Origin of the sequence: Pseudomonas fluorescens (assembly GCF_000967965.1) — a bacterium.
GTDB lineage: Bacteria > Pseudomonadota > Gammaproteobacteria > Pseudomonadales > Pseudomonadaceae > Aquipseudomonas > Aquipseudomonas grandcourensis.
This window is the reverse complement of the sequence record NZ_LACC01000012.1, coordinates 662-12613: the sequence shown is the minus strand read 5'-3', so window position 1 is coordinate 12613 and position 11952 is coordinate 662. Positions and strand designations below refer to the sequence as shown.

The 11952-nt window shown below is 61.1% G+C and carries 10 protein-coding genes; all 10 read right to left on the bottom strand.

What is annotated here, in order from left to right; translation table 11 throughout:
• Positions 1-6: 6 nt before the first annotated feature.
• Positions 7-810 (bottom strand): N-formylglutamate deformylase, encoded by an 804-nt coding sequence (hutG, locus tag VC35_RS09790; protein WP_046039599.1) that lies wholly within the window; start codon positions 808-810, stop codon positions 7-9.
• Positions 811-820: 10 nt separating this feature from the next.
• The gene (gene hutI, locus VC35_RS09785; RefSeq protein WP_046039598.1) at positions 821-2026 is read right to left on the bottom strand and encodes an imidazolonepropionase; all 1206 of its coding nucleotides are present in this window, start codon (positions 2024-2026) and stop codon (positions 821-823) included.
• 17 nt (positions 2027-2043) lie between these two features.
• Positions 2044-3450 carry an amino acid permease gene (locus VC35_RS09780; RefSeq protein WP_046039597.1) on the bottom strand — a complete coding sequence of 469 codons (1407 nt, stop codon included), beginning with the start codon at positions 3448-3450 and terminating at the stop codon, positions 2044-2046.
• A gap of 109 nt (positions 3451-3559) precedes the next feature.
• Positions 3560-5092: a histidine ammonia-lyase gene (hutH, locus tag VC35_RS09775; RefSeq protein WP_046039596.1), complete on the bottom strand. Its 1533-nt coding sequence runs from the start codon at positions 5090-5092 to the stop codon at positions 3560-3562.
• A gap of 113 nt (positions 5093-5205) precedes the next feature.
• Entirely contained in the window at positions 5206-6729 is a 1524-nt protein-coding gene (gene hutH / locus VC35_RS09770; RefSeq protein ID WP_046039594.1) for a histidine ammonia-lyase, read from the bottom strand.
• 183 nt (positions 6730-6912) lie between these two features.
• The gene (locus VC35_RS09765; protein ID WP_052960551.1) at positions 6913-7743 is read right to left on the bottom strand and encodes a quaternary amine ABC transporter ATP-binding protein; all 831 of its coding nucleotides are present in this window, start codon (positions 7741-7743) and stop codon (positions 6913-6915) included.
• Positions 7740-8591, bottom strand: a complete 852-nt coding sequence (locus VC35_RS09760; protein WP_046039591.1) for an ABC transporter permease — start codon at positions 8589-8591, stop codon at positions 7740-7742. The genes VC35_RS09765 and VC35_RS09760 overlap by 4 nt, the downstream gene beginning before the upstream one ends.
• Before the next feature lie 70 nt (positions 8592-8661).
• Complete coding sequence (locus VC35_RS09755; protein WP_046039590.1) at positions 8662-9630, bottom strand: ABC transporter substrate-binding protein; 969 nt, start codon at positions 9628-9630, stop codon at positions 8662-8664.
• A gap of 69 nt (positions 9631-9699) precedes the next feature.
• Positions 9700-11169 (bottom strand): purine-cytosine permease family protein, encoded by a 1470-nt coding sequence (locus VC35_RS09750; protein ID WP_046039588.1) that lies wholly within the window; start codon positions 11167-11169, stop codon positions 9700-9702.
• Positions 11170-11246: 77 nt separating this feature from the next.
• A partial coding sequence (gene hutU, locus VC35_RS29955; RefSeq protein ID WP_259674432.1) for a urocanate hydratase occupies positions 11247-11952 on the bottom strand: 706 nt, incomplete at its 5' end.

Sequence of the window (11952 nt, the reverse complement as noted above, 5' to 3'; positions counted from 1 at the left end):
TGATCTTCAGCCCTTGTAGTGCTGCTGCCCCCAGGCCAGCAACCCTTGCAGCAACTCCTTGAGCACCACCCGCGTCGGTTCTGCCAGATCCGGGCGATAACGGAACGGCTCGAACTCCTCCATGTAGGTGCACTGCCCCAGTTCCAGTTGCACCGCGTGGATGTTCTCGGCCGGATTGCCATAATGGCGGGTGATGTGCCCGCCCTTGAAGCGACCGTTGAGTACATGGGTGTAGTTGTCGTGAAGCGCGCAGATCGCTTCCAGTCGGGTCGCAAGCAGTGGATCGCAACTGGCGCCGTTGAAGGTGCCGAGGTTGAAGTCCGGCAGTTTGCCGTCGAACAGGTGCGGGATGATCGAACGGATCGAGTGGGCATCGAACAGCAACGCATAGCCGAACTCGGCCTTCAGTCGCGCCAGTTCGTTTTGCAAGGTGCTGTGGTACGGCGTCCAGATCTGCTCCAGATAAGTCGCACGCTCATCGGCAGAAGGCTCCAAGCCTTCGCGGAACAACGGTATGCCGTCGAACAACGTGGCCGGATACAGACCGGTGGTCGCGCCGACGTACAACGGCTTGTCGTCGGACGGCCGGTTCAGGTCGATGACGAACCGCGAGTACTCGGCGGCCAGGGTGCTGGCGCCCAGTTCGGCAGCGAAGTCGTACAGCTGCGGGATGTGCCAGTCGGTGTCCGGCAGGCTTTTCGCGTCAGGGATCAACCCGGCTTCGACCGCAGGCGTCAGGCGCACGCCGGCGTGGGGCATGCTGATCAGCAGCGGTACGCGGCCTTGTTTGAAGTTCAGAACCTTATCCACAACAGATCTCCTACAGACTTGATTCGACGCCGTGGCGCACGACGCGTTTTTCCAGGTCGCCGCCCAGCCAGTAACACAGGTCGGCCGGACGATCGATTTGCCAGGCGACGAAATCCGCGACCTTGCCGGTTTCCAGCGAGCCATGGGTGTCGGCCATACCCAATGCGGTGGCGGCGTGAATCGTCGCGCCGGCCAGGGCTTCTTCCGGGGTCATGCGGAAGCAGGTGCAAGCCATGTTCAGCATCAGGCGCAACGACAGTGCCGGCGAGGTGCCCGGATTGAGGTCGCTGGCGATGGCGATTTTCACGCCGTGCTTGCGCAGGGCTTCCATCGGTGGCAATTGGGTTTCGCGCAGGAAGTAAAAGGCGCCGGGCAACAGCACCGCAACCGTGCCGGACTCGGCCATGGCGATGGCGTCGTCCTCGGTCATGAACTCCAGGTGATCGGCGGACAACGCGTGATAACGCGCCGCCAGGCTTGAGCCGTGCAGCGACGACAATTGCTCAGCGTGCAACTTCACTGGCAAACCCAGCTTCTGAGCGGTGATGAATACACGCTCAACCTGCGCAGGCGAGAACGCCAGGTATTCGCAGAATGCATCCACCGCGTCCACCAGACCTTCGGCGGCCAAGGCCGGGAGCATGTCGGCGCAGATGTGATCGATATAGTCGTCAGCGCGGTCCTTGTACTCCGGCGGCAGGGCATGAGCCGCCAGGCAGGTGCTGCGCACGCTGACCGGCAGTTCGGCACCGAGGCGACGGGCCACACGCAGCATCTTGCGCTCGTTGGCCAGGTCCAGGCCGTAGCCGGACTTGATTTCGATGCTGGTGACGCCATCACGCATCAGGCTTTTCAGGCGCTTGGCGGCACTGACGAACAGTTCATCTTCGCTGGCCGCGCGGGTCGCGCGCACGGTGCTGGCGATGCCGCCACCGCTGGCGGCGATTTCCGCGTAGCTGACGCCTTGCAGGCGCTGTTCGAATTCACCGCTGCGGTTACCGCCGAACACCGTGTGAGTGTGACAGTCGATCAGGCCCGGTGTGACCCAGGCCCCGTTCAAATCATTGACGGCCGGGTACTCGCCCGCCGGCAACTCACCGCGCGGGCCGATCCACTCAATGTGCGCTCCTGACGTCACGATGGCCGCGTCCTCGAGGATCGAGTAGACGCCTTGTGCCATGGTTGCGACGTGACAGTGTTGCCAGAGAGTTTTCATCCGTGGCCTCCATTAGGTTATCGATGAGAAAAAGTAGGATCCTGCGTTACCAGGGCTGCCTGGCCCGCCGCCGGTTTCACCCACGTCAGGTAAGCCAGCACCAGCAATACGATCCAGACCACGCCGACGATCAGCGCCGCCTGGGTGTCCGGGAAATAGCCCAGCACGCCGAAAATGAACAGCATGAAGGCAATCGCCGCCGCCGGCGCATAGGGCCAGAGCGGTACCGGGAATTTCAGTTGTGCCACCTGCTCGGCGCTCATGGAGCGGCGCATGGCCACTTGGGTCACCAGAATCATCAGCCAGACCCACACCGTGGCAAAGGTCGCGATGGAAGCGATCAGCAGGAACACGTTTTCCGGGATCAGGTAGTTCAGCAACACACCCAGCAACAGCGCGGCACTCATTACCACCACCGTCATCCATGGCACGCCATTGCGCGACAGGCGGGCGAAGCCCTTGGGTGCATGACCTTGCTGGGCCAGACCGAACATCATGCGGCCAGCGCCGAAGATGTCACTGTTGATCGCCGAAATCGCCGCCGTGATCACCACGATATTAAGGATAGTGGCCGCCGAGCTGATCCCCAGCTTGTCGAAAATCTGCACGAACGGGCTGCCCTGGCTGCCGATCTGCTGCCATGGAAAAATCGACATCAGCACCAGCATCGTCAGTACGTAGAACAGCAGGATACGCAACGGTACGGCATTGATCGCCCGGGGCAGCACGTGTTGCGGGTCTTTGGCCTCACCTGCCGTTACGCCGATGATTTCAATACCGCCAAACGCAAACATCACAACCGCGAACGAAGCGATCAGACCGCCCATGCCATTGGGCATGAAGCCGCCCTGGGTCCAGAGGTTGCTGATGTCGGTCGCTTGGCCGGGGGCCGAGCTGATGCCGAAGAGCATGATGCCGAAACCACCCAGGATCATCGCGACGATGGCCGCAACCTTGAGCAGCGACAGCCAGAACTCCATTTCACCGAAGACTTTGACGTTGCACAGGTTCAGGCCGCCGACGATGGAAACAACACCCAGCACCCAGATCCAGCGGGAAACCTCCGGGAACCAGAAGCCCATGTAGATACCGAATGCAGTGACGTCGGCCATGCCGACGATGACCATTTCGAATGCGTAGGTCCAACCGAGGATGAAGCCCGCCATCGGCCCCAGGTAGGTGCTGGCGTACTGACCGAAAGAGCCAGCCACCGGGTTGTGCACCGCCATCTCACCGAGGGCGCGCATGACCATGAACACTGCCGCGCCACCGATCAGGTAAGCGAGCAGTACCGCAGGCCCGGCCATTTGAATGGCCGAGGCAGAACCGTAAAACAGCCCGGTGCCGATCGCCGACCCCAGCGCCATGAAGCGAATATGTCGGGCAGATAGCCCGCGTTTCAAACCTTTTTCTGGCTGTGCCATTTCTCGTCCCTAATTATTGTTATTCGACGCAAAATCGAATCGCTGGCAAGCCAGCTCCTACAGGATCAGCGTGATCCATGTGGGAGCGGGCTTGCTCGCGAAGGGGCCATTACAGGCTAGGCAGCAACTTCGTTGTCACCAGCTCGTTCAGGCAGCGCGAAGCCAACAATTCAGACGCCGCATTGATGTCCGGCGCGAAGAAGCGGTCTTTCTCGTAGAACGGCACGTCGTTACGCAGGATGGCCCGAGCCTTTTCCAGTTTCGGCGAGGTTTTCAGGCCGTTGCGCAGGTCCAGGCCCTGAACGGCCGCCAGCCATTCCACCGCGAGAATCCCGCGAGTGTTTTCAGCCATTTCCCACAGACGCTTGCCAGCCGCCGGAGCCATGGACACGTGGTCTTCCTGGTTGGCGGAAGTCGGCAGGCTGTCCACCGAATGCGGATGGGACAACGCCTTGTTCTCGCTGGCCAGTGCCGCCGCAGTCACCTGGGCAATCATGAAGCCGGAGTTCACGCCACCGTTGGCCACCAGGAACGGCGGCAGTTGCGACATGTGCTTGTCCATCATCAGCGAGATACGGCGCTCGCTCAGGGAACCGATTTCAGCGATGGCCAATGCCATGTTGTCAGCGGCCATGGCCACCGGTTCGGCGTGGAAGTTGCCACCGGAGATCACGTCACCTTCAGCGGCGAACACCAACGGGTTGTCGGAAACGGCGTTGGCTTCGATCGCCAGCACTTCGGCCGCCTGACGGAACTGGGTCAGGCAGGCGCCCATGACTTGTGGCTGGCAGCGCAGGGAGTACGGGTCTTGTACCTTCTCGCAGTTTTCATGGGAGTCGGAGACTTCACTGCGCTCGCCCAGCAGGTCGCGATAAGCGGCGGCGGCGTCGATCTGGCCTTTCTGGCCACGGGCAGCGTGGATGCGGGCGTCGAACGGCGAACGCGAGCCCAATACCGCTTCAACGGTCAGGCCGCCCAGTGCCAAGGCACCGGCGAACAGGTCTTCACCTTCGAACAGGCCACGCAGGGCAAAAGCGGTGGACACCTGAGTGCCGTTGAGCAGCGCCAGGCCTTCTTTCGCGGCCAGGGTCAGCGGGGCAAGACCTGCGACTTTCAGCGCTTCGGTGGCTTCCATCCACTCGCCTTTGTAGCGAGCCTTGCCTTCGCCCAGCAGTACCAGCGACATGTGGGCCAGAGGCGCCAGGTCACCAGAAGCACCGACCGATCCTTTCAACGGAATGTGCGGGTAAACCTCGGCGTTGATCAGGGCGATCAGCGCGTCGATCACCACACGACGGATACCCGAGAAACCACGGCTCAGGCTGTTGACCTTGAGCACCATGACCAGACGCACCAGCTCATCGCTGATCGGCTGGCCAACACCGGCGGCGTGGGACAGCACCAGCGAGCGCTGCAGGTTTTCCAGGTCTTCGCTGGCGATGCGGGTCGAGGCCAGCAGGCCGAAACCGGTGTTGATGCCATAAGCGGTGCGGTTCTCGGCGAGGATCTGCTCCACGCAGGCCACGCTGGCTTCGATCTGGGCCGAGGCGCTGTGGTCGAGGGTCAGTTTCACCGGCTGCTGATAGACGTCACGCAGTTGGGAGAGGGTCAGTTGGCCGGGAATCAGGTTTAGCGCAGTCATTTTGTGCTCCTTTTGAGAGTTGTTGTTAACTCACCAGACGCTCCGGAGATGTCCGTTGTCCGTCGCGTCTGCCTTTTGGGGAGACGCGCCTTGGCACGCTGGTGTTGTTGAAATCAGTTCAGGTCTGGAAAAGCGTTGTGCAGCAAAATCGGGTCTTTCAATACCGCGGCAGCGGCGGCGATGTCCGGTGCCAACCAGCGATCCTGGTCGTAGGGGGCAACGTGCTCGCGCAGCAGACGCCAGGCAGCATCGGTGCCTGCGCCGAAGCGTTGTTCTTTCAAAAATTCAAACGCCTGGGCCGCCAGCAAATACTCGATGGCGAGGATCTGCGTGCAGTTTTCCAGCGCGCGATGCAGCTTCAGCGCGGCGTTGGTGCCCAGGCTCAGGTGATCTTCCTGCAGGCCCGACGTCACGTAGTTATCCAGCACCGCCGGTTGTGCCAGTTGACGGTTCTCCGCGCACAGCGAAGCGGCGACGTACTGCACGATCATCATCCCGGAGTTCACCCCCGGGTTGGCCACCAGGAAAGCCGGCAGACCGCTAACGTGCGGGTTGATCAAACGGTCCAGGCGACGCTCGGCAATGGAGCCGATTTCCGCCATGGCAATCGCCAGCAGGTCCGCCGCCATTGCCACGGACTGGCCGTGGGGGTTGGCCTGGGACACCACGCGATAATTGTCCGCGGTGCCCAGCACCATCGGGTTATCGGTGGTGCCGTTGAGTTCGGTTTCGATCTGTTTGGTCGCGTGTACCAATTGGTCGCGAGCAGCGCCGTGCACCTGCGGGATCGAGCGAATGCTCAGGGCATCCTGGGTACGGATGCCTTTGCTCTTGGCAATCACTTCACTGCCGTCGAGCAAGGCCCGCAGATTAATCCCGACCTGCTGCATGCCCGGGTGCGGCTTGAGCGCGATGATCTCGGCATCGAACGCGTCGATCTGCCCGCGCTGGGCTTCAAAGCTCATGGCACCAATCACGTCAGCCCATTCCAGCAGGCGCGTCGCATCGGCAATCGCCAGGCAGCTCAGGCCGGTCATGCACGGCGTACCGTTGACCAGGCACAAACCGTCCTTGGCACCAAGCTTGACCGGTTGCAGGCCTTCTTCGGCCAGCGCTTGCTGCGCGGAAACGACCTGGCCGCGATAGCTGACATTGCCGACACCCAGCAGCGCAATGCCGATGTGCGCCATGTGGGTCAGGTAGCCCACGGAACCCTGGGACGGTACTTGCGGGGTGATGCCACGGTTGAGCAGCGCCAGCAGTGCTTCGACAACCTGACGGTGCAGGCCGGAATTACCATGGCTGTAGTTGACGACGGCGGCACACATGATCGAGCGGGTCTGCTCGTTGGTCAGTGGCGCGCCAACGCCACAGGCGTGGCTGAGCAAGGTATTGCGCGACAACTGGCTGAGTTGCTCATCCTGCAGCGAGACATTGCACAGCGCGCCCAGGCCGGTGTTGATGCCGTAGGCACGTTCGCCGCTGGTGACGATGCGCTGGACGATGGCCTGCGCGTTTTCGATGCGCGCCCAGATCGGCGCCGACAGCTCAAGCTGTGCGCCATGACGAGCAACGGCGACAACATCCTGCCAACTGACCTGCGCCTCGGTGATAACGATTTTTTCAGCCTGGGACATCTGGAGCCTCATACCAATTCTGTTGACCAATGACACCCTGTGGCGAGGGGGCTTGCCCCCGTTGGGCTGCGAAGCAGCCCTGTTCTGGCTTTCTGGTGTGTCAGATTTATCCGGTTAACTGATTGTGCGAGCGCTGCGCACTCGAACGGGGGCAAGCCCCCTCGCCACAAAAAGCGGTACGCCTTAAACCACCGCCGCCCGACGCTGCACAAAGCGGTCGACATACTCATCCGCCGGCGAATGCAGGATCTCTCTCGGCGTGCCGACCTGGATCAGGCGGCCGTCCTTGAGGATCGCGATGCGGTTGCCGATGCGCACGGCCTCGTCGAGGTCGTGGGTGATGAAGACGATGGTCTTGTGCAGGGTCTTTTGCAGCTCCAGCAACTGGTCCTGCATCTCGGCGCGGATCAGCGGGTCGAGGGCGCTGAACGCTTCGTCCATCAGGATGATGTCGGTGTCCGCCGCCAGGGCGCGGGCCAGGCCCACACGCTGACGCATGCCGCCGGAGAGCTGGTGCGGGTATTTGTTTTCGTAGCCCTTGAGGCCCACGGTATTGATCCAGTGCAGCGCACGCTCGGCGCACATGGCTTTGGTTTCGCCACGGATTTTCAGGCCGTAGGCGACGTTGTCCAGCACGCTCTTGTGCGGCAGCAGGCCGAAGCTCTGGAACACCATGCTGATCTTGCGCCGACGAAATTCGCGCAGGGCTTCCATGTCGTATTGCAGGATGTCCACGCCGTCCACCAGGATCGCGCCGCTGGTCGGGTCGATCAGGCGGTTGAAGTGGCGGACCAGGGTCGACTTGCCGGAGCCCGACAGGCCCATGATCACGAAGATCTCGCCGCTGCCGATGCTCAGGGACAGGTCGTTCACGCCGACCACGCAGCCGGTTTCGGCCAGCACTTGGTCCTTGGTCTTGCCCTGGCCGACCATGGCCAGCGCGTCCTTGGCACGGTTGCCGAAAATCTTGAAGACGTTTTTGACTTCGATCTTGCTCACGGTTGCATTGTTCATTTGCTCACCTCATGCCGTGCGCGACCGTACGCCTGTGTAATGCGGTCGATCACCACAGCCAGAATCACGATCGCCAGACCGGCTTCAAGGCCGCGTCCGACGTTGAGGGTCTGAATCCCCACCAGCACGTCTTCACCCAAGCCACGGGCACCGATCATCGAGGCAATCACTACCATCGACAGGGCCATCATGGTGGTCTGGTTGATCCCGGCCATGATGCTCGGCAGGGCCAGTGGCAGTTGCACACCGAACAGTTGCTGCCAGCGGTTGGCACCGAAGGCGTTGATCGCTTCCATCACTTCGCCGTCGACCTGGCGAATGCCCAGATCGGTCAGACGGATCAGCGGCGGCGCGGCGTAGATCACCGTGGCGAAAATCGCCGGGACCTTGCCCAGGCCAAACAGCATCAGCACCGGGATCAGGTACACGAAGCTCGGCATGGTCTGCATGATGTCCAACAATGGCATCAGTATCGAACGCAGGCGGTTGCTGCGCGCCGAGAGAATGCCCAGCGGAATGCCGATCAACACCGAGATGATCGTCGCCACCATCATCAGCGCCAGGGTCTGCATCAGTTTGTCCCAGAGGCCAACCGCACCCACCAGGAACAGCAAACCAACGATGACGGCAGTGGTCACGACCTTGCGGGTCGCGTGCCAGGCCACACCGGCCACGATTGCCAGCATCAGCCACCAGGGTGCGGCGCGCAGCAGGCCTTCGAGATTGACGATGGCCCACAACAGGGTGTCGGAGATGTGCCGGAACACGTCGCCGTAGTTGGTGACCAGCGAATCGACCCAACCGTTGACCCAGTCGGCGATGGAAAAGGTAAAGCTTTCGGGAAACATAAGAGACTCTCAATCAAGGGGTTGCGATCAAGCATCCGACTGCCGTTGCCGACAGCCGGAGAAGCTCAACCTACAAGGCCGCGTCGATTTTCTTGGCTGCGTCTTCGCTCACCCATGCGTGCCAGACTTCAGGATGTTCCTTCAGGAAGATCTTGGCCAGTTTTGGTGATTCGATCCGCTCTTTGGTCATGCGCCCCAGGTTCTGGTTCAGCAGGTCGATTGGCACGTTGACCTTTTCCAGCACGGCCACCAATTCAGGCGCTTCGTCGTGGAAAGTCTTGGACAGGCCGACCTTGATATCCACGGTCTTGTTCACGCCTGGTTTCTCTTCGAGTTTCACCGCGTCGATCTGGCCCATCAGCGGCGTTGGCGACCAGTAGTAGAACAGGATCGGCTCGCCACGCTTGTAGCTCGACAGCACGGCGGCATCCAGCGCCGGGCCGGTGCCCGGGCGGAAGTTGGTGTAGGTGCTTTCCAGGCCGTAGCTCTTCAGCATTTCGCTGTTGTCCAGCTCACAGGTCCAGCCGGCCGGGCAGTTGTAGAAACGGCCCTTGGACGGCTCTTCGGCGTCCTTGAAGATCGCCGAGTATTTGCCCAGGTCAGCAATGTTTTTCAGGTCCGGAGCCTTGGCTTCCAGCTTGCGCTTGGCGTCGCCTTCGATCACGTAGCGCGGCACGTACCAGCCTTCGATCGCACCAACAACCGGCGCGCCGACACCGACGACCTTGCCGGCCTTCTCGGCCTTGTTCCAGACTTCGCTACGGCCGACCCATTCTTCGGCAAACACTTGAATATCGTTGCTGCTCAGGGCGTTTTCCATGGTGATGGAGTTGCCCGGCAGGCTGTCAGTCTTGCAGTCGTAGCCTTTCTCCAACACGACTTGCATCACGTCGGTCAGCAGCATGGCGCTTTCCCAGTTCAAACCGGCGAATTTCACCGGTTTGCCCGACTCGCACCAACTCGCCGCCTGAGTGGCGCCAGCGCTGGCCAGCAGGCCCATGGAAAGCAATGTGGTCAGCAGGGTCTTGTTCGATTTCATTGTTGTGACGCTCCTAATCATGAATTGGCTTACGGCAGTCAAGAGGCATCCAGCCCTGTCCACGTCCAATCAGGCCTGCGCCGCAGCGCGACCGACATCCAGCTTTTGTTCGGTGACCGCGTCCTGCTCGACCGGCAGGATCAAACGATCAGGCACTGTGCCGTGCCATTTTTTCGCACACAGGTAATACAGGGCTGCGGGAAGCACCAGACCGATGATCCAGGAAATATCCACATCACCCAGGGCCGCCACCAGCGGACCGGTGTAGAACTTGGTGGAGATGAACGGCAGTTGCACCAGCACACCAAACACATAAACGCTGATACCGAGAAGGTTCCAACGACCGTAGCGACCATTCGGATCGGCCAGCGCCGGTACGTCATAGCGCTCGCGAGTGATGCAGTAGTAGTCCACCAGGTTGATCGCGCTCCACGGCGTAAAGAACGCCAGCAGGAACAGGATGAAGGACTTGAACGCACCGAGGAACGAGTGTTGACCGAGCAACGCCATCAGGGTCGCAGCCCCGACGATGACCAGCACGAACACCAGACGCTGCAAGCGCGTTACCTTCAGGTCACCACGGAAACCGCTGATGATGGTCGCGATGCACATGAAGCTGCCGTAGGAGTTCAGCGTGGAGATGGTGACCTTGCCGAACGCGATGCTGAAGTACAGCAGCGCAGCGGTGGCACCGGTACCACCCAGACCAACGATGTAGGCCACTTCGTGGCCGGCGTATTGCCCGTTGGCCGAAGCGGCAGCGAACACGCCGAGGACCATCGCCACCTGTGCACCAATGACCGAACCTGCGCCTGCGGCAAAAAAAGTTTTCACCGAGGAAATCTTGCTCGGCAGGTAGCGAGAATAGTCAGCCACATAAGGGCCGAAGGCGATCTGCCAGGACGCCGCGAGCGACACCGCGAGCAAGAAACTGCTCCAGCTGAAGTGGCGGATTTGCAACAGTGCGCCAACGTCAACCTGGCTCATCAGACGGCTGAACAGATAAACAAAGGCAATCACGCCAATGACACTGGCAACACGGCCGATCCAATGGATCACCCGATAACCGAGCACCGTGACCAGCACGATGACACTGGCGAAAAGGAGGATACCGACGGTGTCGCTGACGCCAAACAACTGGCCCAGCGCCTGGCCGGATAACACGGTTCCCGTTGCGGTGAAGCCCAGGTACATCAAGCAGACCAGCACGATCGGGATGGCCGCGCCGTACACGCCGAACTGTACCCGGCTGGAAATCATCTGCGGAAGGCCAAGCTTGGGGCCTTGCGCGGCATGCAGCGCCATCACGCCACCGCCGAGCAGTTGGCCGATCAACAGACCGATCAACGACCAGAACACATCGCCGCCAAGCACCACTGCCAAAGCACCGGTGACAATCGCAGTGATTTGCAGGTTGGCACCCATCCACAGGGTGAACTGGCTTAACAGACGACCGTGTCTTTCCGCTTCCGGGATGTAGTCGATCGAGCGCTTCTCGATCAACGGTTTGTTGCTTGCACGTTCGCTGCTGACAGCCATGGTTCAACCTCTATGGATTGTTTGTTTTTGTTTTGGTCCCTGTGGGAGCAAGCAACCTCGCTCCCACAGGGCAAGCATTACTTGCCGGTAATCATCGGCAGGTTCAGCCCTTGTTCCTTGGCGCAGTCGATGGCGATCTGATAACCGGCATCGGCGTGACGCATAACGCCAGTGGCCGGGTCGTTGTGCAGCACACGAGCGATACGCTCGGCCGCTTCGTCAGTACCGTCGCAGACAATCACCATGCCCGAGTGCTGGGAGAAGCCCATGCCAACGCCGCCGCCGTGGTGCAGGGAAACCCAGGTCGCGCCGCTCGCTGTGTTGAGCAGAGCGTTGAGCAGTGGCCAGTCGGAGACGGCGTCGGAACCGTCCTGCATCGATTCGGTTTCGCGGTTAGGGCTGGCCACCGAACCGGAGTCCAGGTGGTCGCGGCCGATCACGATGGGCGCGGACAATTCGCCGCTGCGCACCATTTCGTTGAACGCCAGACCGAGCTTGGCGCGCAGGCCCAGGCCAACCCAGCAGATACGGGCCGGCAGACCCTGGAAGCTGATACGTTCGCGGGCCATGTCCAGCCAGTTGTGCAGGTGGGCGTCGTCCGGGATCAGCTCCTTGACCTTGGCGTCGGTCTTGTAGATGTCTTCAGCGTTGCCCGACAGTGCAGCCCAGCGGAACGGGCCGATGCCACGGCAGAACAGCGGACGGATGTACGCCGGTACGAAGCCTGGGAAGTCGAATGCGTTTTCCACGCCTTCTTCCTGCGCCATCTGACGGATGTTGTTG